General features: G+C 59.5%; 21 protein-coding genes and 1 other annotated feature. Of the genes, 4 read left to right on the top strand and 17 right to left on the bottom strand.

Features of this window, described 5'->3' with window-relative positions; translation table 11 throughout:
* Window positions 1–48: 48 nt before the first annotated feature.
* From grpE to BM063_RS01840, 12 genes are all read right to left on the bottom strand, one after another.
* Window positions 49–654: a nucleotide exchange factor GrpE gene (gene grpE, locus BM063_RS01775; RefSeq protein WP_245751968.1), complete on the bottom strand. Its 606-nt coding sequence runs from the start codon at window positions 652–654 to the stop codon at window positions 49–51.
* A 12-nt stretch (window positions 655–666) separates the two neighbouring features.
* Complete coding sequence (locus BM063_RS01780; protein ID WP_092035599.1) at window positions 667–2,217, bottom strand: TCP-1/cpn60 chaperonin family protein; 1,551 nt, start codon at window positions 2,215–2,217, stop codon at window positions 667–669.
* Between the two features lie 95 nt (window positions 2,218–2,312).
* Complete coding sequence (gene hrcA / locus BM063_RS01785) at window positions 2,313–3,338, bottom strand: heat-inducible transcriptional repressor HrcA (RefSeq protein WP_092035600.1); 1,026 nt, start codon at window positions 3,336–3,338, stop codon at window positions 2,313–2,315.
* A gap of 88 nt (window positions 3,339–3,426) precedes the next feature.
* Window positions 3,427–4,587 carry a radical SAM family heme chaperone HemW gene (gene hemW, locus BM063_RS01790; RefSeq protein ID WP_092035601.1) on the bottom strand — a complete coding sequence of 387 codons (1,161 nt, stop codon included), beginning with the start codon at window positions 4,585–4,587 and terminating at the stop codon, window positions 3,427–3,429.
* A gap of 40 nt (window positions 4,588–4,627) precedes the next feature.
* Window positions 4,628–6,451 carry a translation elongation factor 4 gene (gene lepA, locus BM063_RS01795; RefSeq protein ID WP_092035602.1) on the bottom strand — a complete coding sequence of 608 codons (1,824 nt, stop codon included), beginning with the start codon at window positions 6,449–6,451 and terminating at the stop codon, window positions 4,628–4,630.
* A gap of 750 nt (window positions 6,452–7,201) precedes the next feature.
* Window positions 7,202–7,642 (bottom strand): GNAT family N-acetyltransferase, encoded by a 441-nt coding sequence (locus BM063_RS01810; protein WP_092035605.1) that lies wholly within the window; start codon window positions 7,640–7,642, stop codon window positions 7,202–7,204.
* A 233-nt stretch (window positions 7,643–7,875) separates the two neighbouring features.
* On the bottom strand, window positions 7,876–8,406 hold the full coding sequence (locus tag BM063_RS01815; RefSeq protein ID WP_245751969.1) for a Rieske (2Fe-2S) protein: 531 nt from the start codon (window positions 8,404–8,406) through the stop codon (window positions 7,876–7,878).
* Window positions 8,407–8,681: 275 nt separating this feature from the next.
* Complete coding sequence (gene hemQ, locus BM063_RS01820; RefSeq protein ID WP_092035606.1) at window positions 8,682–9,440, bottom strand: hydrogen peroxide-dependent heme synthase; 759 nt, start codon at window positions 9,438–9,440, stop codon at window positions 8,682–8,684.
* A gap of 137 nt (window positions 9,441–9,577) precedes the next feature.
* Entirely contained in the window at window positions 9,578–9,979 is a 402-nt protein-coding gene (locus BM063_RS01825) for a c-type cytochrome (RefSeq protein ID WP_245751970.1), read from the bottom strand.
* A 37-nt stretch (window positions 9,980–10,016) separates the two neighbouring features.
* The gene (locus tag BM063_RS01830; protein WP_092035607.1) at window positions 10,017–11,687 is read right to left on the bottom strand and encodes a b(o/a)3-type cytochrome-c oxidase subunit 1; all 1,671 of its coding nucleotides are present in this window, start codon (window positions 11,685–11,687) and stop codon (window positions 10,017–10,019) included.
* Between the two features lie 30 nt (window positions 11,688–11,717).
* Window positions 11,718–12,185, bottom strand: coding sequence for a cytochrome c oxidase subunit II (locus BM063_RS01835; RefSeq protein WP_092035608.1), 468 nt, complete (start codon window positions 12,183–12,185; stop codon window positions 11,718–11,720).
* 15 nt (window positions 12,186–12,200) lie between these two features.
* Window positions 12,201–12,356 (bottom strand): cytochrome c oxidase subunit 2A, encoded by a 156-nt coding sequence (locus tag BM063_RS01840; protein WP_092035655.1) that lies wholly within the window; start codon window positions 12,354–12,356, stop codon window positions 12,201–12,203.
* A gap of 284 nt (window positions 12,357–12,640) precedes the next feature.
* On the opposite strand from BM063_RS01840, the gene BM063_RS01845 reads away from it, so the two are divergent.
* Window positions 12,641–13,804, top strand: coding sequence for a radical SAM/SPASM domain-containing protein (locus BM063_RS01845; protein ID WP_092035609.1), 1,164 nt, complete (start codon window positions 12,641–12,643; stop codon window positions 13,802–13,804).
* Window positions 13,805–13,998: 194 nt separating this feature from the next.
* The gene (locus tag BM063_RS01850; RefSeq protein WP_177198925.1) at window positions 13,999–14,721 is read left to right on the top strand and encodes a Crp/Fnr family transcriptional regulator; all 723 of its coding nucleotides are present in this window, start codon (window positions 13,999–14,001) and stop codon (window positions 14,719–14,721) included.
* Window positions 14,722–14,823: 102 nt separating this feature from the next.
* On the opposite strand, the gene BM063_RS01855 is transcribed toward BM063_RS01850, so the two are convergent.
* The 3 genes from BM063_RS01855 to gpr form a co-directional block, all read right to left on the bottom strand.
* Entirely contained in the window at window positions 14,824–15,183 is a 360-nt protein-coding gene (locus BM063_RS01855; protein ID WP_092035611.1) for a DUF3679 domain-containing protein, read from the bottom strand.
* Window positions 15,184–15,223: 40 nt separating this feature from the next.
* On the bottom strand, window positions 15,224–16,402 hold the full coding sequence (spoIIP, locus tag BM063_RS01860; protein WP_092035612.1) for a stage II sporulation protein P: 1,179 nt from the start codon (window positions 16,400–16,402) through the stop codon (window positions 15,224–15,226).
* A gap of 116 nt (window positions 16,403–16,518) precedes the next feature.
* Window positions 16,519–17,646 carry a GPR endopeptidase gene (gpr, locus tag BM063_RS01865; RefSeq protein ID WP_092035656.1) on the bottom strand — a complete coding sequence of 376 codons (1,128 nt, stop codon included), beginning with the start codon at window positions 17,644–17,646 and terminating at the stop codon, window positions 16,519–16,521.
* Between the two features lie 154 nt (window positions 17,647–17,800).
* On the opposite strand from gpr, the gene rpsT reads away from it, so the two are divergent.
* Window positions 17,801–18,067: a 30S ribosomal protein S20 gene (gene rpsT, locus BM063_RS01870; RefSeq protein WP_092035613.1), complete on the top strand. Its 267-nt coding sequence runs from the start codon at window positions 17,801–17,803 to the stop codon at window positions 18,065–18,067.
* Window positions 18,068–18,255: 188 nt separating this feature from the next.
* Here rpsT and BM063_RS01875 read toward each other — a convergent pair whose 3' ends face one another.
* A complete protein-coding gene (locus BM063_RS01875) occupies window positions 18,256–18,714 on the bottom strand; it encodes a PaaI family thioesterase (RefSeq protein WP_177198926.1) in 459 nt (152 codons plus the stop codon).
* 47 nt (window positions 18,715–18,761) lie between these two features.
* Complete coding sequence (gene trpS / locus BM063_RS01880; protein ID WP_092035615.1) at window positions 18,762–19,751, bottom strand: tryptophan--tRNA ligase; 990 nt, start codon at window positions 19,749–19,751, stop codon at window positions 18,762–18,764.
* A gap of 52 nt (window positions 19,752–19,803) precedes the next feature.
* Window positions 19,804–20,032, bottom strand: a binding site (T-box leader).
* A 239-nt stretch (window positions 20,033–20,271) separates the two neighbouring features.
* Between trpS and BM063_RS01885 the strand changes: the two genes are divergently transcribed.
* The gene (locus BM063_RS01885; RefSeq protein ID WP_092035616.1) at window positions 20,272–20,877 is read left to right on the top strand and encodes a nitroreductase family protein; all 606 of its coding nucleotides are present in this window, start codon (window positions 20,272–20,274) and stop codon (window positions 20,875–20,877) included.
* The last annotated feature ends 17 nt before the right edge of the window (window positions 20,878–20,894 follow it).

Raw genomic sequence — 20,894 nt, forward strand, 5'->3', positions numbered from 1 at the left:
AAATACCCCCTTTTGCCGGAGATGCTGTTTCCGTTTCTTTATCTGTCTTTATTTGGACACTTTCACCATCGTGGGCCGGAGGACGCGGTCCTTGAACCGGTACCCCCGCTGAAGCTCTTCCACCACTGTGCCGGGTTCGTATTCGTCACTCTCCGTCTGCATGACGGCGTTGTGCAAATGGGGATCAAAGGGCTTGCCCACCGCTTCGATCGGGGTCACTCCCGCTTCGGCCAACACATTGAGCAGCTGACGGTAAACCATTTCCACGCCCTGATATAAGGCTTCCCCGTCCCCCGAATTCCGTCCGGCGTCCAAAGCCCGCTCCAGGTTGTCAAGCACCGGCAAGAGCGCCTCCGCCAAGGGAGCCGCCCCGTAGCGGGCCGTATCCTCCAGCTCTTTGCGGGCGCGCCGGCGGTAGTTTTCCAGATCGGCCCGCGCCCGGAGGAACATCTCGTAATGTTCCTCGGACTTTTGCTTCCATTTTTCCACTTCTTTCTCCAGCTGCTCACAGGAATCCCCCCGTTTCGGGGATTCCTCCGCCGCGGCATCAGCGCTTTCCGGATTCGGCTGACGGTCCGCCTGTTCATTCTCAGTCATGGACCGGGAAGTTTCCGCAGCCTCCTCGGATGCCAGCTCATCCTTTCCTCCGTTCACGCCGGTCACCTCCTACTCGGTCAACTCGGGCAGATCCCGCATCTTAACAATGGTATGAATCCGAAGGATTGCAGTGCTCACTTCGCCTGCCGCCTGAAGGGCGTGATACTTGACGGGCACCGGATCGACAACGCCCATTTCGATCATGTCGGCCACATTTCCCCGATCACAATCGATCCCGAGGGAATCGGACTGCCGCTTCAACTGGAGCGCCTTCACGGCCTCCACCTTTTCGAGGGGATTGAAACCGGCATTCGCCACCACTTGAGCCATCGGGCGGTGCAGAGCCTCGGCCACGGCGGCCACTCCGAACCGTTCCATGCCCTGGACCGAATCGCGGTATTTTTCCACTTCCCGGGCCAGCGCCAGTTCGGCGGCGCCGCCTCCGGGAAGAAAACCGCCGCGGACGGCAGCCTGCACGGCGGAAGCGGCATCCTTGCAGATGCGTTCCCGCTCTCCCACCACTTCCTCGGTGGAAGCGCCCACCAGAATGGTGGCAAAGGGCTTGCCTCGACCGCCGCTCACCCGGATCCGCTGATAGGGCTCGTGGTCCTCCACTTCTTCGCAGTGCCCGATCGCCGCCTCCAACTCCTCCGGCGTTTTCCGCAGAGCGGAACGCTTGACGATCCGGGCGCCGGTGTGCTCCGCCACCTTGACGAGATCCCGGTGGTGGACCCGCTGGATCACCATCACCCCGGCATCGGCCAACATCTCTTCCGCCACCGGGTCGACGCCGCGATCGACAACGATCAATCCGATGTCCATCTGTATCAACTTTTCAATGACTTGAAGGAACTCGTCCTTCAACTCCATCTGCCGCGCAAAGCCGGCCTCCGTGGCGAGCGCTTCCTCGTCCACCGGCTCCGGCTCCAGGGCGTCCCCCACCGCAAGCACGCGGACATCATGCTTGTACGCCGGCATCTGCAGGTTCATCCGCCCTTTGTTGATCAGGATTCCCGCGAACACTTCGCTTTCAGCCCGCGGATGGGCCACCACGCAGTCGCAGAGTTTGAAGTTCTTCTCCATCAGCTTTTCCCGGCCGACCATCTGTGCCGCTTCAATGACCAATTCCGAGATGTCCTCGTTTTCCCGGCCGGCGGTGAAAGCAATCCGCTGGAGCCATTCGTCATCCAGCTCCCAGATGGGACGGGCGATCTCCTGCATTTTCTGCAGGGCGAAACGGACGCCTTTGCCGATTCCGGCGATCACTTTCGCCACCGGCACACCCCGGAAAACCTGCTTGGCCCCTTCCTCCACCAATGCGGCCGCAAGCAGGGTGGCCGTCGTCGTCCCGTCCCCCATCTCTTCCTGCTGGGCTTTGGCCACGTTGACCAGCATGCGGGCGGCGGGATGCTTCACTTCCATGCGGTCCAGAATGGTGACGCCGTCGTTGGTGACGATCACTTCCCCCCGGTTGTCCACCAGCATGGTGTCAAGTCCCTTGGGGCCAAGCGTTCCCTCCACCGCTGAGGCAATGGCCCGAACAGCACTGGTGTTGGTTTGGAGGGCGCTCAGGCGGGAATCTCCCTTGTCGGATCCGGTGAATTCCTTTTGACGCTCCATGGATGCGGCTCCTCTCTATTGTGACATAGGGATAGGGGGCTCCTTCGAACCCCCGATCCAATATCCGTTCAATCCCCACCAATGCCGGAACGGGCCTACCCGAACAACCGGCGCAGATGGTCGGAGAAGTCTATGGCCAACATTTCAAGAAGACTGATCACCCTTTTGTAGTTCATCCGGGTAGGTCCCAATACGCTGATGGTTCCGACGGATCGTCCGTTGACCGTGTAGGATGCCGAAACGATGCTGCAGTTGTCGACCGCCTCACAGCGGTTCTCCTTCCCGATCCGAACCTGGACCCCGCTGTCCGTCGACCCGAACAGCTGGAGGACCACGTCGGTCTGATCAAAAAGGTCGAACAGCCGTTTCACTTTCTCCACGTCGCGAAATTCCGGCTGATTGAGAATGTTGGTCGTACCGCTGAAATAGATGCGTTCTTCCTGCTCCCGCTGGAGCATCTCGTCGATCATGTCCATGAGGTATTCGTACTGATCCACATACCGCGACAGCTCATCCATCAGCTCCCGATGAACCGTCTGCTTCAGCTGAACGAGAGGAAGTCCCTTCAGCCGGTGGTTCAGCAGGTTGACCAGTTTCTCGATCGAAGAGAGGGAAATCCCCTCCGGTATGGTAAACCTCCTCTTTTCCACGTGGCCCGCGTCGGTGACGACGACCACGACCGCATTTTTTTCCGACAGCGGCACCACTTGCAGATGGCGCAACTTATCCTCGTTCACCTTGGGTCCGAGAATGACGGTGGTATATTGAGTCAGTTTGGATAATATCGAAGCCGTTTCCTGAAACACCTGCTCCAATTCGTCCATCTGAAGGGTGAAAAGGCGCTTGAGCATCCGAATGTCCGACGTCCGCGGTCGAAAAGGCGGAAGGAGATGATCCACATAATAACGGTAGCCTTTGTGGGAAGGAATACGGCCGGCAGATGTGTGCGGCTGTTCCAGATAACCCATCTCCTCCAGGTCGGCCATCTCGTTGCGGATCGTGGCGGCGCTGTAACCCACCCCTTTCCGCTTCGAAACCGTCCTCGAACCGACGGGTTCCGCGGTCAGAATGTAATCATCCACGACGGCCTGGAGGATTTTTTCCTGCCGCTCGGTCAACATCTGCCCCACCTCCTTGTTAGCACTCCAAGCCCTCGAGTGCTAAAAATACACAATTTAAAAGTACCAGAAGGAAAAGGCGATGTCAATCTTATCCGCAGGCTTGTTCCGCCTCTCCCACAAAGGCGGCGAACACCTCGTTTCCGAAGAGAAGACCCCGTTCGGTGAGGGCCAGGCGCCCGTCCCTTTCCGTCAGAAGCCCCCTTTCAAACAGGGACGTCAGCACCTTGCCGAAAATCTCCTCCACCCTTCGTCCAAACCGCCTGTGGAAACGGGAAGGGTCCACCCCCTGAAGCAGCCGGAGCCCGAGGATCATCTCGTTCTCCATCGCCTCCGCCTTAGGCACCGGGTTCCGTTCCGCCACCGGAAGGCGCCCGTCCCGGCAGCGCCGGATGTATTCGCGGATGCCGCGCACATTGGCGTGGCGCCACCCGTCCACGTAGCCGTGGGCTCCCGCCCCCAGCCCGTAGTATTCCTCGTTCAGCCAGTAGGTGCGGTTGTGGCGGCTTTCCCGGCCGGGGAGGGCGAAATTGCTGATTTCGTAGTGGACAAACCCCGCTTCGGCCAGGCGGCGCCGCGTCAACTGATACATGGCCAGTTCGTCGTCCTCGGAGGGAAGGGGCAGCCGGCCACGCTCATACAGCAGGTGAAAAAGCGTGTTCTCTTCCACCTTGAGGCTGTAGACGGACAAATGATCCGGCTTCAGGGCGAGGGCCTGCTCCAGGGACCTTTCCATGTCCTCCACCCGCTGGTCCGGCAGCCCGAAGATCAGGTCGAAGGAGAGATTGTCGAACCCGGCGGCTCTGGCCTGCTCCACGCTGCGAAACACATCCTCCACCGTGTGAATCCGACCGATCCGCACGAGCAAATCCGGCCGAAAGGTCTGCACGCCGAGGCTGAGCCGGTTCACCCCGCCCTCCCGCATGACGCGCAACAGATCGGGCCCCGTCGTGCCGGGATTGGCTTCCGCCGTGAACTCCAGATCGCCGGACCACTCCGGAAAGAAGCGCCGGACCGCCGAAAGCAGCCTCTCCATCTGGGACGGTGTCAGCACCGTCGGGGTTCCCCCGCCCAGAAAGACGGATCGGATTCGTCCGGGGGGAACCTTCCGCACCCACATCTCCATCTCCTTTTCCAGCGCCGACAGGTATTCGTCCACCGGCTGCCCCTTCACCACGTAGGCGGTGAAGTCGCAGTAATGGCATTTGTTGGTGCAAAAGGGGATGTGAATATAGACCGCTTCAGGGGGCATCGGCTCCCTTCCTTCCCTCCTTCTGCCACCGGGGCATGCCTCATTTCTTGCCGGAGTCGTCCAGCTTCAACACCGCCATGAAGGCTTCCTGGGGCACCTCCACGCTGCCGACGGCCTTCATCCGTTTCTTTCCTTCCTTTTGTTTCTCCAACAGCTTCCGCTTCCGGCTGACATCTCCGCCGTAACATTTGGCCAGGACGTTTTTCCGCATCGCCTTGATCGTCTCCCGGGCGATCACCCGGTTGCCGATGGCCGCCTGAACGGGCACCTCGAACATTTGACGGGGAATCAGCTCCTTCAGCCGCTCCACCAGCTGTCGGCCCCGATGATACGCCTTGTCCCGGTGGACGATGAAGGAGAGGGCGTCCACCGGCTCCCCGTTCAGCAGGATATCCATCTTGACCAGTTGGGAAGCCCTGTATCCGATCAGCTCGTAATCGAGGGAAGCGTAACCGCGCGTCCCGGATTTGAGCTGGTCGAAGAAATCGTAGATGATCTCCGACAGGGGCAGCTCGTATACGAGATTGACGCGGTTGGTGTCCAGATATTGCATGTCGACATACTCCCCCCGTTTGGACTGGCACAGCTCCATCACGGCCCCCACGTAATCGTTCGGCACCATGATGGAAGCCCGGACATACGGCTCCTCGATGTGATCGATCTTCTGCTGGGGGGGCATGTGGGTGGGATTGTCGATCTCCTTCACTTCCCCGTTGGTCAGGTATACCTTGTAAACCACGCTGGGCGCGGTGGTGATCAGCGGAATGTTGAATTCCCGCTCGATTCTCTCCTGGATGATCTCCATGTGCAACAGGCCCAAAAAACCGCAGCGAAAACCGAAACCCAGGGCGGTGGAAGTTTCCGGTTCATAGTGGAGGGAGGCATCGTTCAGCTCCAGCTTTTCCAGGGCCTCCTTCAAATCGTCGTAATCCGACGAGTCCACCGGATACATGCCGCAGTACACCATGGGATTCACCCGCCGGTAACCCGGCAGGGGCTCCCCGGCGGGCCGCTGGGCGTCGGTGATCGTGTCCCCCACCCGGGTATCCTTCACGTTTTTGATCCCGGCCACGACAAATCCCACCTCGCCGGCGGACAACGCATCCATCACGACGGGCCGGGGGGTGAAGGAGCCCACCTCCGTCACTTCGAAGGTTTTCCCGGTGGACATCATCCGGATCTTCATCCCTTTCTTGATGGTGCCGTCCACCACCCGGATATAGGTGATCACACCACGGTAGGAATCGTAGACCGAATCAAAGATGAGCGCCCGGAGCGGCGCCTCGGGATCGCCGGAAGGAGGAGGCACGTCCCGGACGATTCGCTCCAAAATCTCCTCCACGCCGATGCCTTCCTTGGCCGATGCCAGCACCGCATCGCCAGCGTCCAGCCCGATGACCTCCTCGATTTCCCGCTTGACCCGGTCCGGATCGGCGCTGGGCAGATCGATCTTGTTGATCACCGGGATGATTTCCAGGTTGTTCTCCAGCGCGAGATAAACGTTGGCCAGGGTCTGGGCCTCCACCCCCTGGGCGGCGTCCACCACCAGGAGGGCGCCTTCGCATGCGGCCAAGCTGCGGGAAACCTCGTAGGTGAAATCCACGTGTCCGGGGGTGTCGATCAGGTTCAGGATATACTCCTTCCCGTCCTTCGCCCGGTATTTGAGGCGGACCGACTGCAGCTTGATGGTGATTCCCCGCTCCCGTTCCAAATCCATCTGGTCGAGGAACTGGTCAACCCGCTCCCTCTCCGACAGGGCCCCGGTATGCTCCAGGATCCGGTCGGCCAAAGTGGATTTGCCGTGGTCGATGTGTGCGATAATGGAAAAATTGCGAATCAATTGCTGCCGTTTCCGAACGTCCATATCCTTCCCTGGTTCAAAAAATCCGCTTGAGCCGTGCTCCAAGCAGACCGGTCTTTCGACCAGGCCTTCGCCTCCTTTCGGATATGGGATATGGAACCGCGGCCCGAAAACCCAACCGGGCAGGACCGGAAGCATCCCGGCCTCGCTCGCCCGGCCCGGCGGGAACCGCCTTCCCCAGGAGGCGCCGTCATCCCCGCGGTTTCGACTCCGCCGACTTCCGCCCCGTCCGTTCCATTCTCACGATCCGGCTTCCCGAGGAAGGCGCCGCCCCGCAGGCCCGGCCCTTCCATCGAAGAACCCTTCCCATCCGGGCTGTCCTCTTTCCCGCTCACCGGGGGGTTCCCGCCGGCCGCGCCTCATGCCGCGCGCCGCCAAAGGAGTGCCGCGGGGGATCGAAACCTTCCTTATTTATTTTCAGGGGGCGCCTCCCCCTTTGCGCCTCGATGGGACCCTGCTGTTTTATATCATACCGGATCCTCCGGCGTTGGCACATATAAATATTATAGCTGTTTCAAACCGCCTGCACACGGACAAAATCGACGGCGGGAAAAACGCATTAATTTAGTATATCGGATCCGGCGCAGCCCTTCAATAAGAAGGGGCACAGGCCACAGGCGGGCTCTTAGACCCAATTTTTTGACCTTCCGCTTCGATGTCGGTTTTTCCAGCCGCGAAGGATGCAGAACGAAAAGCGCCCGCTTTCGGGGATCTCCTCCCGAAAAAGGGATCCCGTGAAACCCGGAAAGGGGGCTACTTTTGTCCCAAGCTTTTCGAAAATCGGAATCCGGTGATCTCATACCCCGCCCGCTTGTAAAACCGGTGCGCTTCGCGCCGTTCGGGACGATTGCCGCTGGTCAGATAAATTTGAGCGGCCCCCGCTTGTTCGGCCCATGTTTCCGCTTGTCCCAAAAGGGCCCTTCCGATCCCCCTCCCCCTGTACCGCGGATCGGTGACCAGCGCGGCGATTTGAACGGCGATGTGATCGCTTTCGTAAAGGATCACCCGGCGCGCCCCGACCAGACCGACAACCCTCCCTTGATATTCGGCCACCCAGGTGCGATACCCGGGATCGGAACAGATGCGCTCCATCCGGCGGATCATGGACCCGGCGGAAGCCGGATAGCCCAAGTGCGCCATCAGTTCGGCCGCCGCCTCGACATCCTGCAAAGTGAATTCCCGAACCGTCAGCATGCTTCTTCACCCACCTCCGCAGGCAGTAAGATCGTGCGTGGTGTATCCCTGAAGAAGTTTTTACGATTGAAACAGGCTGTTTCCCTGTGTTGCGCTCCGATCTTCCGCAGTTTCCGCCGCATCGCCGGGAGAACAAAGGGGAACCGCCCGGAGCCTGCGCCGCACCCCGGGCGGAACCCCCTTCAACAAGCCGGATGCGTGTCACAACGCCGCCGAAAGGCGCCAAACGCCGACTACCCCTTCCTTCGCGGCACGATGTTTCCCAGGTAAAGCCTGCCGTTTTCCACCTTCGTCTCGTACCTGTCCAGAGGAGCCGCCGGCGGCGTGCCGGGGATGTTCACCCCGTTCTCGTCGTACCGGCCGCCGTGGCACGGACAGTAAAACTCGTTTTTGTAGCGGGGGTTCCCCTGCCACTTCACCGTGCAATTCAGGTGCTTGCAGACCGGTGAAAGGGCGAGGATCTCGCCGGTGGCGCTCCTCCGAACCCAGGCGGTCCTTTCCACTCCCTTTTCGGGATGGTGCCAGCCGTCCTTCCTCTTGACGAAAAACCGGACCAATTTATAGGTTTCATCGAATTGATCGACGGGACCGACGTCGACGAAGGACGCCCTCTCCTCCTCCCGCTTCAGGGAGGGATCGGCGGAAAAACGGACCATCGGATACAAGGCGACGGATGCGAGAAACGCCCCCGTTCCTCCCAGAGTGAAAGTGAGAAACCGGCGGCGGGAGATCCCTTCGCCGCGCCCCTTCTCCTTGCCACCCACGAGTCTCAAGCCTCCCTTGACCGAGAAACATCCGGGTCGCCATCCCGGCATCCAAACAAGAAAGGACAAATCTTTCGTCTTCCATTCAGAGCACGCAAACTCCCTCCTTCCAGCTCCGGTGATCTTCGCCCCTGCCCCTTTGATTCCCGCAATCGGCTTGGGGAATGTTTACAATAATGAGAACTTTTGAATCAGGTGCTCTTTCCGTCAAGGTGAAGGCGCAATGCAAAAAACAAAACCCGGCGGAAAAACCGCCGGGCATCGAAACCCACGCTTCAGCCCTTCACCTGTTCCTTCAGCAGGGAAACCAGCCCCTCTTCGGTCAAGCGGGCACCGATGTAGAAGGGACCGAACTCCCCGAACCGGGCACTGACTTCATCAAACCGCATTTCCGTAACGATCTTTTTGAAATGAAGGGGATCGTCGGCAAAGAGGGAAACCCCCCACTCCCAATCGTCCAGGCCGATGGAACCGGTGACGATCTGACGCACCTTTCCCGCATAGGAACGGCCGATCATCCCGTGGCTTTTCATCATTTTCCGCCGCTCCTCCATCGGGAGCATGTACCAGTTGTCGCTCAGGTTCCGGCGCTTGTTCATGGGATAGAAGCAGACATATTTCGCCTTCGGCATGCTCGGCTGAAGCCGCTCCCGGAAAGCGGGATCGCTCATGGGATCGGTCCCCGGGGGAACGGTATACGCGCTGAGTTCGACGACCGAGATGAAGGAAGTGGGGGCGGACGTCACATCGGCAAAGGCCGTTTTGTCAAACCGCCACTTCACCTCGTTCAGCGCCTCGAGGGTGGGGCGAAAATGGATGAACAAAAGATCCGCCTTGTGGCCGAGGACGGCATATTGGCCGAAGCTGCCGCCGCGGCTCTCCTCGACCGACGCGAATTCCCGGAGGACTTCCACCAGCTCCCGGATCGCTTCGTCCCTTTTCTCGGGGGAAAGGGATTTCCACCGGGTCCAATCGATCTTGCGAAAATCGTGATAGGCATACCAGCCCTCGTAGGTTTTCACCGCTTCGCTCATGGTCTCACATCCTCTGAGGGGTGATCAACCGGATAGGGGTTGCGCCGACACCCGGCGCAACCCCGTCCTTGACCATTTTACCAGTTTTCCCGAGGGGTTTGAAGGAAAAACGCTTCCTTCATCATCCTGTCAAAATCTCATTGATCGGCCAGCCAGGCGGCCAGATTCTTGGCATCCTCCCCGCTGATCAAGCCGCCGGGCATTTGTCCTCTTCCGTTCTCGATCACATTGAGGATTTCATCCTCGCTCAGTCCCGTTCCCTTCAGGGCCGGACCGACGCCCCCCTCCAGATTCTGCCCGTGACACCCGACACAGGACTGCTGGTAGGCGGCTTTTGCTTTTTCCTGGTCATAGGCGACATTTTCCGCGGCTTTGTCCTGCGACTCGCTTCCGGAGTCCGCCGGCTGTTCCGCAGGTTGTTGGGATCCGGAATCCGCGGTTCCGGAATTGTCGGACTGGGAACCGCACCCCACCATGAACAACAGAGCCAGACAACCGAGCATTGCCGCTGCCTTTTGCATGATCCTCCGATTCCTCAACTCCATCCCTCCAGTTTGAATTTCGGACAGACCCGGATCAATAGGGTTGGAACGGCGGAGATCCGGGCGGCGCATACTGGATCAGGTGGGCGATGGGAATGGTGTAGGCGACCAGAATCAGGCAGATCGCCACCGTCACCCACAGCGGCCAGCGTTCCAGTATCGCCGGAGTGGAAGCCGCCTCTTCCGCCACCTCGCCGATGGGATAGTCGACGCCTTCCTCGGTGCGGGGCGCGAAGAAAGCGAGGCGGATCACGATCCACACCATAAGCATAGCAGAGATGAACAGGAATACGCCACCGATCGCCATCACCTGTTGATAGGTGAGCCAGCCGAGGGCGATCGGATCATCACCGTAGGTGGTGAAGGCGGTACGGCGCGGGGTGCCCAACAGGCCGGCCGCGTGCATCGCACCGGACATGATCAACATGCCGAGGGCCCAAAGCCCCGTCTGCACCAATCCCAGCTTGTTGAGTCCGGCAGTCAGCTTTCGGCCCGTCAAGGCGGGAATCAGCCAGTAGCTGACCCCGAAGAAGGTCAGGATCACAACCGTTCCGACCGTCAGGTGGAAGTGTCCCACCACCCACAGGGTGTTGTGAACCACCTGGTTGAGCTGATAACTGGTGTTGACGAGTCCTCCCGCTCCGCCGGGGATGAAACTCAGCATCCCGACAAGGGGAGCGACGAAGCGGACGTCCTTCCAGGGAAGCATGCGGATCCATCCGAAAAGCCCCTTGGCGCCGCGGGCCCGTCCGGCGCTTTCAAAGGTGGCCAGGACGGCAAAGGCGGTCATCAGCGACGGAATCGCCACCGAGAAGGTGAGGGCCACCTGGAGGAATTTCCACCCCGACGCGATTCCCGGCTCGGTCAACTGATGGTGGAAACCGACGGGCGTCGACAGGAGAAGGAACATGATGAAGGCAAGCCGGGCCAGGGCATCGCTGAAGATTTTCCCGCCGATGATTTTGGGAATGTTGACGTACCACACGATGTAGGCCGGCATCAGCCAGAAATAAACCAAGGGATGGCCGAAGTACCAGAACAGCGTGCGGCTCAGCACCACATTGATCGTGTCCACCCAGCCGAAGGACCAGGGGATGAGCTGCAACAGCACCTCGAGGGCCACGCCGAGGGTGGCGATCAGCCAGAGGCCCATGGTGGCCACGGCCATAAAGGCGAACAGCGGCGACAGTTTCCCCTTGTGTTCCTTCTTCCACCAGCGGTATTGGGCAAAGACGGCCCAGGCGCCGATCCAGCTGCCCACCACCACCAGGGCGAGACCGATGTAGAAGAAGGGAGACGCTTTCATCGGCGCGTAAAAGGTGTACAAAACGGTGGCCTTATTGGCGATGATGAGGAATGCCGCGATGGCGGTTCCCACCGTCATCAGCCAGAACCCGATCCAGCCCAGGCGGCGGCTGAATTCCGTCAGCGTTCCGCCGCAGGTGCGGACAAGTCCCGAGTACAAATAGCCTACGATGAAGAAGGTGGTAAACACCAGGGCCATCAAAACGCCGTGGGCGGTCAACAGTTGATAATAATTCACCGGCCCCAGATCGATGACGCCGCCCCGGACCAGTCCCTGAAGCAGTCCGGCGATGGCGCCGAGAAAGATGGCGGTGAAGGCGACGGCCATATGCGCGAGAATCAATCGGGAATCCTTCGGTTGAAATCGAAATCCCGCCGCTCCCGATTGTGCCTTTTCCATGGGAAACGCACTCCTTTTCTCAGAGTTTCATCATTTGACGACAACTTTTCCTGCCATCACCTGATGGCCCGTGCCGCAGTACTCGTTGCAGACGATCAGGTATTCCCCGGGATGATTGAAGGTGTAGGTCGCCCGGTTGATATGTCCGGGGATCACCATCATGTTGACGTTGGTCCCCGCAATCTCAAAACCGTGTACCACATCGGGCGAAGTGATTTGGAAATGAACGGTGGATCCCACCGGAATCTCCATCGTTCCGGGTTGAAAGGTGAACATCCGCGCCACCATGACGGCCTTGTATTCCTTCGGACCCACCTGTGTCAGGGAAGGCTTGTTGAAGGGCGCCTCCTGGGTGACCGTCTTCGGATCCACCGTGACCAAGCTGCCCGGCGGATGGGCGTCCGTGGCAAAGGCCTGCACACCGACAACAGAAAGAAATATGACAAGGGTGGCTCCGCCGATGATCAGCCAGATCCGTTCATACCGGTGAAGGTGCATCCTTCATCCTCCTTCTCAATTTCGGCTCAGGAAAAGAAAAAAGATTGAAAACCACGTGACCAGAATGAATCCGCCGATGAACAACACACCGGTCAGCGTGCCCTTCAGGGAGGGCTCCTTTTCCGGGGAGTCTTTGCGATCCGGTTCCCGCCGATCGACTTGCGCTTCCATCGCTTCCACCTCCACGTGTTTCTGTCATTAAACATACCACCGGCCCTTTTCCGAAAGTGTGATCTTTTTCACAAACAGATCCGCTTTCACCGAAACTTCATAATTTGGACCTCGAAGGTCCCAATATGCCCTTGTGCAAGGAATTTCGCGGCCAAACGGCGGACCCCGGCGCGCTCCTTCAGGCCCCGACCGGTCCGGATTGTGACAATTATCACACCCTTCGCCCCAAATCACCGCTATGATCAATATTAAGTCGGAATGATCTCGGTTCGGAGGGATACAACATGTTGGCCGTTTCTCATCTGCTTACGGATGTTTCTTCTTATGGCGACTCGCTTCGCTACACCCGCCGCTCCGTCGGCCACCGCTCGGGCACGCACAAGGGAGCCGGACCCGTGGTCGTCTGGAATGTCACCCGCACCTGCAACCTCCGCTGCGTCCACTGCTACTCGCAATCGGAAAACAAAAAATACGCCGGGGAACTCTCCACCGAAGAGGCGATGCGGGTCATCGACGACCTCGCGGAGGCCCGCGTGCCGGTCATTCTGTTCTCGGGGGGTGAGCCCTTTGCCCGGCCCGATCTTCTGGATCTGGCCCGTTATGCCGTCTCCAAGGGAATCCGCGTCACCCTTTCCACCAACGGCACCCTGATCACCGAAGAGGTGGCCCGCCGGATCCGCGAAATCGGAGTCGGCTACGTGGGCATCAGCCTCGACGGCGTGGGCGAAATTCACGACCGGTTCCGCGGCAAAAAGGGAGCCTTCGACGGAGCCCTGCGGGGCATCCGGAATTGTCTGCGTCAAGGTCAGAAAGTGGGCTTGCGCTTTACGATCAACCGGCACAACGCAGACCAGGTTCCCGCCATTTTCGACCTGATGGAAAAGGAAGGAATCCAGCGGGCCTGTTTTTATCACCTCGTCTATTCGGGCCGCGCCAGCGTCCAATACGACGTCTCCCACGAAGAAACGCGCCGGATCCTGGACTTCATCTTTGACAAGGTGGAAGATTTCGCGCGGAGGGGAATCGTCAAGGAGATTCTCACCGTGGACAATCACACCAACGCGCCCTATCTCTATCTCCGCGTCAAACGGAAAAATCCCGAAAAAGCGGAAATCGTCCTGGAAAAACTGCGCAACAACGGCGGCAACCGCTCGGGAATCGCCATCGCCAACATCGATCCTTTAGGCAACGTGCATCCCGACCAGTTCACGCAGTCGATCACCCTGGGCAATGTGCGCGAGCGCCCCTTTTCCGAGATTTGGAACGATGAAACCCACCCCGTCCTCACCGCCCTGCGGGACCGCAAACCGCTCCTGAAAGGGCGCTGCTCCCGGTGCCGTTTTTTGGATATCTGCAACGGCAATTTGCGGGCCCGCGCCCTGGCCGTCCACCGCGATCTGTGGGCGGAAGATCCCGCCTGTTACTTGACCGACGAGGAAATTTCCTGAAAACCTCCGAAAAAAGATCGGCCGTCCGGAGTTTTCTCTGAGACGGCCGATCCCCTTTTCGGGGCATGGCGATGCCACACATTTTTAACAAAATCTTTCCATAATCGTTCTATTTTTCGATGCCGCGTCCCCTTGGATTCTTTACAATAGTAAGTGAAGGACTGAACGTTCCCATCCGAAAAGGGGGATGGATCATGGCGACAACCTGCTGCAATATCCGTTCCGACCGGCTGACCCGCTTCTTGTCGCCGGATCAGCTCCAGCGCCTCAAGGATCACATGGTGTGGAAAAAAGTTCAGGCCGGTTCTCCGATCTTCCAAGCCGAGGATCCGGCGGAGTTTCTTTATTACATCGAACAGGGATGCGTCAAAACGATGAAGACCACCTCCGACGGGCAGGAAATCACCTTTGGCCTCAAGGGCGGCGGCGACCTGATCGGACTGGTCGATCTCCTGTCCGACTCCGTCCAAACCTACGGGCACAACGCCGTCGCCTTTACGGACACCCTGTTGGGGGTCATCCACAAAAACGATCTGGACGCCCTATTGGTGCAGTACCCCTCCCTGTCCTTCGCCTTTATGCAATGGATGGCCCTGGAACAGCGGATCATGCAAACCATCCTCCGCGACATCGTCCTCTACGGAAAACCCGGCGCCCTCTGCTCCATTCTGATCCGGCTCGCCAACAGCTACGGACAACCCACCGACCGCGGCATCCGCATTTCCCTCCGCCTCACCAACCAGGAACTGGCCCACCTGATCGGCGCAACCCGCGAAAGCGTCAACCGCGTTTTGTGCCGGCTGAAATCCGAGCGCGTCATTTCCCTCGATCACGGACATTTGGTGATCCACGACCTGGAGCGGTTGAGAAATGAAGCCCGTTGTGAAGAGTGCCCCCTTGAAGTCTGCGTGATATGAACGGACGGTGTGAAATGGCCCTTCTCCTCACCCAAAAAAAGCCCGCCCCAAACGCAGCGCGGCCGGGGGATTTCACCCCCGGCCGCCGCGTGAGCCCGGCGGTCACTTGCCCGGCTCCAGCCAACCGACCACCATTTCCAGGGCCTTTCGCGTCCCGAGACGTATCCCGTGACCCACCTGGTTGCCCACCTGACCGAGCAGATTTTTCCCCGATGCGGCAGCCTCCCGGATCTCTTCCTTCACCTGCTTTGCTTCCGGGGAAGCGGCGGGGGTTTCGGCATCATACACCTGCCCCAGCACGGCGATTTCCACGCGCCCGTTTTCCGGGGTGATGTGAATCGCCCGGGGAGCTCCCTGCGTCCCCTCCATCTTCTGGATGTTGCGCTCCGCAGAGTCGATCCCCAGAAAGATTCCCACAAGCAGCATCATCGTCAATGCGGTCACTTGCAGAAAAAGACGCACTTTTTCCCACCTGCCTCAAAAAACTGCCATTCCGGGGAAGTCAGGGATTCCGGGGCCTGGCATCGACGGGCGTCGCCTCAAAATGGATCTCGGCGATGGCCCTGGCCAGGGCTTCCGCCGACCTGTACGCCTCCTCGAAGGTGTTGTCCACCCCGCCGATCTCAACCAAAAGGCTTCGCGGGGAAAGGGATTGGTTGTACTCTCCGTTTCCCTGGGCCCGGCTCTTGCGGAACACCCCTTTGGACAATCCCGGATACAGTTCTTCCAGTTTGTTGTGCACCTCGCGGGCAAATTTTTCGTTTTCCTCCCAGTTGTCGTTGGCGGTGCCGACCACAAAGGCGATCGTCGCATAGGGCTTTCCGTTGATGTGGCGAGTGGTTTTGTTCCTCCGCTTGGAGTCCCGGTGCACATCGATGAAATACTCCAAATCGGCGTTTTGCTTCATGGCCTCGACCACCGTTTTCCGCGACGCCTGATAGAGGCGGTTCCACTTCGCCTGAAACGGCTTCGTGTACACCTCGGCGCCGATGCCCATCTTCTCCAGCTCTTCGCCCAGCCGTTTGCCGACCATCACGATGTTTTTTCGGTTGTCATAGGCCCGCTCGGGGGAGTTGACTCCCGAAAGTTCCGGCAAATAGGACTCGGTGGAGTGGGTGTGATAGATGAACACCCGCTTGGTCTTCGCAATGTCCCCTCCGCCGGCCGGTTTCTCCTCCTTCGCATCCCCCGGCTCCTTCACATCCTCCGGCTTCGCCGGCTTGCGATCCTGGGTCAGTTGTTCTTCCAGGTCGGGAGGGGGGGCGGACTCCACCGGGATATCCGTGTAATCCACCCCTTGCCCGGCGACGACGATTTCCGTGTCAAAGAGGGCGAAACCGGGCAACTCGCGGCCGAGAAAAGTCCGGGGATCCCGGGGGTCGACGCTCGTCGCCAGCTCAAAGGTCAACCGGGACACCACGCCGTCCTTTTGCGGAATCGAAACGCTGCTTTTCAAATAGGGAATCTCCCGGGCCAAAACGCCCACCATCGTCTCGGCGGACAACCCGGCGGTGAATCGGCCGATATCCGATGAACGGGAGCTCACCTTCGCCCGCATCATGGCGAAAAATCCGGTGAAAATGAAGATGATCGCCGTGCCCAGGAGAAGGAACACGAACATCTGCCGAACGCGGGGACCCGACATGTTCACTGCGGCAAACCGGTGCCGAACGCGGTACATCCCTCTCCCCCTCCCCGTGAGCTTGTCTCATCACAGGTATATGTGAGGAGAGAGAATGATAGAACGAAAGCCCGGATTTTTCCCCGCTTTCCGCCGGCTCACACCGCCGAATCCTTTCACCCGGCGGTGTGAGCCGATACGTTTTCTATGGTCACCGCCTCATGCAGGGCGCAATTGAGACCATCGGCCACGACTTTGCCGATGTCCGCCACGAAGGCGTCCACCTCCTTGGGAGTGACGATCAGGTTCTGTCCCAGAGGGGTCAACACCTCGTGGATCAACTGCCGCTTCTCTTCGGGGGAGAGCCCTCCGATCAAACCGAGGAACCGGCTCCTCATCTCCTGCGTGATCTCTTGCTCCTCCAACTCGCGCAAATCCGGGAGATTGACGGGATCCAACGGATGGCCGGACTTCTCCTTTCCCATCTCCCGCTTCAAATAGGCCAACGCCAGATTGAGGGTGTCGTGGACGATGGTGACCGCATCGACCACCGTGGGAACGCCCACGGCGATCACCGGAACCCCCAGGGTTTCCTTCGTCAGCGCCTTTCTTCGATTGCCCACCCCCGATCCGGGATTGATTCCGGAATCCGCCACCTGGATGGTGGTGTTCACCCGGGTCAACGAACGGGAAGCCAGGGAATCGATGGCGATGACCAGGTCGGGCCGGGTCTTTTCCACGATTCCGTGGACAATCTCACTTGTCTCGATCCCGGTGATCCCCAGCACCCCCGGGGAGACGGCGCTGACCGGGCGATACCCTTCCTCCACCTGCTCCGGCATCAGCTCGAACAGGTGGCGGGTCACCATGATATGTTTGACGACGAAGGGGCCCAGAGCGTCGGCCGTCACATTCCAGTTTCCCAGGCCGACAATCAGCACTTTGGCGTCGTCGGAGACGCCCGTCTCCTTCAGAAAGCGGCCGAACTCCTCGGCGAAACGGACGGCCACCCGGTGTTGCAATTTGGAGTCCTTGCTTCGGAGGCCGGGGACTTCCAGGGTCAAATAGGTCCCCGGCTTCTTTCCCAGCTCGCGGGAACCCTCATCGTTTTCCACCCAGATCCAGCTGACGCGGATGCCGCGGTCCTCGTCCTCCTCAATGCGCACGCCGGGAACGGCGCTTCCGTCGGTCCGCTTCTCGCGGGCCAGATCGTGCGCCTCCCGGGCCAGGTCCGTCCTCACCTGGAAAGGAGCCGCGTGGACTTCCTTTTTCTCCGCGAATCGCTTTCCGTCCTCCCACTTCATCCCCGACTTCATCCCCTTTTATTTCCGATTATTCCCCATTGTTGCCTTTCCGCGGGACAGTTTATTCCTGTTTCTTGCTTTTTCACGGCCTCCGTGCTAAAATCATGAATGTTGCTCAACCAGGACGCACCTGATCGATCCGGGAGGTGAAACAATGCCCAACATCAAATCGGCGATCAAGCGGGCCAAGACGAATGAAAAGCGTCGCCGCCTCCGGGCTGCCCAAAAATCCGCCCTGAAAACGGCGATAAAGAAATACCTGGCAGCCGTTGAACAGCAGGACAAGGAAAAAGCGCTTCCCCTGCTCCGCGAAGCGACCAAAAAGCTGGACAAAGCCGTAACCAAGGGTCTGATCCATAAAAATAAGGCGGCCCGCCAAAAATCCCGCCTGATGAAAAAATGGAACGCCCTGCAGGGTTGAGTTTCCCTGGGGTCTGAAGCCGCCGGGAAAGGCAATCCCTCTTGAAGGCGGCTGCCGAACGAATTCCCGCGCGATCCGCGGTGAACCGTCCGATACCCGGTCGACGTTCGTTCCAGCTGGCATCCTTGAGGGTCCCTGACCCCCCGGAGGCGCGCAAAAAGCCCGGAACCTGTTGGTTCCGGGCTTTTTCAAATCTTCTCCCCATCCGCCGGACCGCCGTCCAGAAGACGGCCGGTCCGATGCACCACGCCGAGGCACCGGGCCACCACCCGGCCCGTTTCCGTGGTAACGGTCATGTCGTAAAAGCCCGCCCGACGGGTCAAATGGCTTTCCTTCGCTTCGGCGTACAATCTCTCCCCCGCCTCGGCCGCCGCCAGAAACTGAACGGATACATGGGTGGCCAGGGAGACCCGTCCGTGGGAATTGCTGGCCACGGCGAAGGCATAATCGGCCAAGCTGAACAGCAAACCGCCGTGGGGCGTCCCGGCGAAATTGAAAAGATCCTCCGTCAAATCCACGGCGACCCGTGCATACCCCGGGCCCGCCTCGACCAGTTCAAAACCCATCCGCCGGGCAAAGGGGTCTTGGCGAAACCGCTCCACCCGCTCCGGCGGAAGGAAACTCCGTTCATCCGCCGAATTCTTCACCGCTTTTCCTCCCCATCCGTGTGATCGGGACCCAACACCGCCGGCCATCATCCCAACCGGGGAAGCAGTCCCATCGCTTCCTTCATTTTAATCAGCGTCTCTTGGGCCACCCGGCCGGCCCGTTCCGCTCCCTCCGCCAGCACGCGCTCCACGTCTCCCGACTGCCGCAATTCCCTGTACCGCTTCTGAATCGGCTGAAGGTGCTCCACGACCACTTCGGCCAGATCCCGCTTAAACTGACCGTATCCCACTCCCCGGTATCTATGTTCCAGGGAAGGGATGGATTCGTCCGCCAACAGGCTGTAGATGACCAACAGGTTGCTGATCCCCGGCTTCGCTTCCGGATCATAGCGGATCTCGTTTTCCGAATCGGTGACCGCCCGCTTGATCTTTTTCACGATGGTGTCGGGATCATCCAGCAGGGCGATGAAGTTGGCGGGGCTGCCGGCGGATTTGCTCATCTTTTTCCGGGGATTGTCCAACCCCATGATCCTTGCGCCCAATTTGCCGATCAAAGGCTCCGGCACCGTGAGCACATCGCCGTAATTCCGATTGAACCGCTCCGCCAAGTCCCGGCACAATTCCAGATGCTGTTTCTGATCTTCTCCCACGGGCACCGCATCGGCCCGGTAAAGGAGGATGTCCGCCGCCATCAGAACCGGATAGGTGTACAGGCCGACGGACACGCTGTCGGAACCCTTGCTCTTCTCCTTGAATTGGATCATCCGGTCCAGCTCTCCGACCCGGGCGACGCATTCCAGCAGCCAGGAAGCTTCGGCGTGAGCCCCGACATGGGATTGAATGAACATCGTCATTTTGTCCGGATCCAGCCCCGCCGCCAGATACAGCGTGGCCACCTCCATCGTTTTCTCCCGCAGATCCGCCGGATCCCGGGGAACCGTCAGCGCGTGCAGATCGACGACGCAGAAATAGCACTCCGCTTCATGCTGAAGCTGGACAAACCGTTTGAGGGCTCCCAGATAGTTGCCCAGATGAAGGTTTCCCGTAGGCTGAATGCCCGACAAAATCCGTTTCATCCCTTACCGCTCCTTTCTTCCTGAGTCCTTTAAACAAAAAACCCCCATCCCGGACAGGGACGAGGGATCGCCTCGCGGTGCCACCCTACTTCGCCTCCGCAAGGAGACGCACTTTTACGGAAATAACGGTCCGCCACCGGTTCCGCCTACACCGGCGCGCTTTGCGCCGTTTCGGGAAACTGCTCCGAAGCCCATTCACGCGGGAGGCGATCGGCTCGCACCATCCGCCGACTCTCTGAAACGACCCGTGCCGCGCTACTCTTCTTCTTCATCGCAATGCCTGTATTTGAAGGATGGAACTGGACGATCATGGGAATATGCATTATCGTAACTGAAAAAAGGAAGAAGTGCAAGGCGAATCACAATGCATGTCTTATTGTCCGTCACCGCCGCAGCCGTGTCAAGGGATCCCGGAAAAACCCGGGTTGTGCGGGACCTTTTCTTCCGTCCGCCAAATCGGGGAGGAAAGAAAAATGTGGTATAATAAACAACTGTGCATGACGAAAGGAGAGAATAACCCATGGGCAAAGCAACGACATCCAGCTTTCCTCGGCAAGCGGAACACGACATCGATCCGGTTTATCTGAACCGCTGGTCGCCGCGTTCCTTTCTCGACAAGGACGTGCCGGAAGAGCTGCTTTGGAGCCTTTTGGAGGCGGCGCGATGGGCTCCTTCCGCCTACAATCTGCAGCCGTGGCGGTTCATCATCGCCCGCACGCCCGAGGACCGGGAGAGGTTTTACACCTTTATCTCCGAATTCAACCTGTCCTGGTGCCGCAAAGCGCCCGTCCTCGTCCTGATGCTGTCCCAGCGGGTGTCGGAGCGCGGGGAGAACTTTTCCCACGCCTTCGACGCGGGGGCAGCCTGGGGCTTTCTGGCGCTGGAAGCCGTCCGCAAAGGACTCATCACCCATCCGATGACCGGGTTTGACATGAAAAAGGCCCGCGAGACGCTGGGCGTTCCGGACGAATACGCCATCCAGGCCCTGATCGCCATCGGATATCAGGGGCCGCGGGAAGCCTTGCCGGAAGAGCTGCGGGAACGGGAACAGCCCTCCCAGCGCCGGCCGTTGGATTCGCTGGTGTATGAAGGGATGTTCGGGCAAAAACCGGCGGGGAGGAAGTAAAAGGGCCCTCACGCGGC

It is taken from the genome of Planifilum fulgidum (assembly GCF_900113175.1).
In the GTDB taxonomy this organism is placed as follows: Bacteria; Bacillota; Bacilli; order Thermoactinomycetales; family DSM-44946; genus Planifilum; species Planifilum fulgidum.

What these genes read in the sequence shown, in the direction of transcription:
- BM063_RS01780 (WP_092035599.1), bottom strand. Translation starts at nt 2,217, where the DNA reads ATGGAGCGTCAAAAGGAATTCACCGGATCCGACAAGGGAGATTCCCGC.
- hrcA (WP_092035600.1), bottom strand. Translation starts at nt 3,338, where the DNA reads ATGTTGACCGAGCGGCAGGAAAAAATCCTCCAGGCCGTCGTGGATGAT.
- hemW (WP_092035601.1), bottom strand. Translation starts at nt 4,587, where the DNA reads ATGCCCCCTGAAGCGGTCTATATTCACATCCCCTTTTGCACCAACAAA.
- lepA (WP_092035602.1), bottom strand. Translation starts at nt 6,451, where the DNA reads ATGGACGTTCGGAAACGGCAGCAATTGATTCGCAATTTTTCCATTATC.
- BM063_RS01810 (WP_092035605.1), bottom strand. Translation starts at nt 7,642, where the DNA reads ATGCTGACGGTTCGGGAATTCACTTTGCAGGATGTCGAGGCGGCGGCC.
- hemQ (WP_092035606.1), bottom strand. Translation starts at nt 9,440, where the DNA reads ATGAGCGAAGCGGTGAAAACCTACGAGGGCTGGTATGCCTATCACGAT.
- BM063_RS01830 (WP_092035607.1), bottom strand. Translation starts at nt 11,687, where the DNA reads ATGGAAAAGGCACAATCGGGAGCGGCGGGATTTCGATTTCAACCGAAG.
- BM063_RS01835 (WP_092035608.1), bottom strand. Translation starts at nt 12,185, where the DNA reads ATGCACCTTCACCGGTATGAACGGATCTGGCTGATCATCGGCGGAGCC.
- BM063_RS01840 (WP_092035655.1), bottom strand. Translation starts at nt 12,356, where the DNA reads ATGGAAGCGCAAGTCGATCGGCGGGAACCGGATCGCAAAGACTCCCCG.
- BM063_RS01845 (WP_092035609.1), top strand. Translation starts at nt 12,641, where the DNA reads ATGTTGGCCGTTTCTCATCTGCTTACGGATGTTTCTTCTTATGGCGAC.
- BM063_RS01850 (WP_177198925.1), top strand. Translation starts at nt 13,999, where the DNA reads ATGGCGACAACCTGCTGCAATATCCGTTCCGACCGGCTGACCCGCTTC.
- spoIIP (WP_092035612.1), bottom strand. Translation starts at nt 16,402, where the DNA reads ATGTACCGCGTTCGGCACCGGTTTGCCGCAGTGAACATGTCGGGTCCC.
- gpr (WP_092035656.1), bottom strand. Translation starts at nt 17,646, where the DNA reads ATGAAGTGGGAGGACGGAAAGCGATTCGCGGAGAAAAAGGAAGTCCAC.
- rpsT (WP_092035613.1), top strand. Translation starts at nt 17,801, where the DNA reads ATGCCCAACATCAAATCGGCGATCAAGCGGGCCAAGACGAATGAAAAG.
- trpS (WP_092035615.1), bottom strand. Translation starts at nt 19,751, where the DNA reads ATGAAACGGATTTTGTCGGGCATTCAGCCTACGGGAAACCTTCATCTG.
- BM063_RS01885 (WP_092035616.1), top strand. Translation starts at nt 20,272, where the DNA reads ATGGGCAAAGCAACGACATCCAGCTTTCCTCGGCAAGCGGAACACGAC.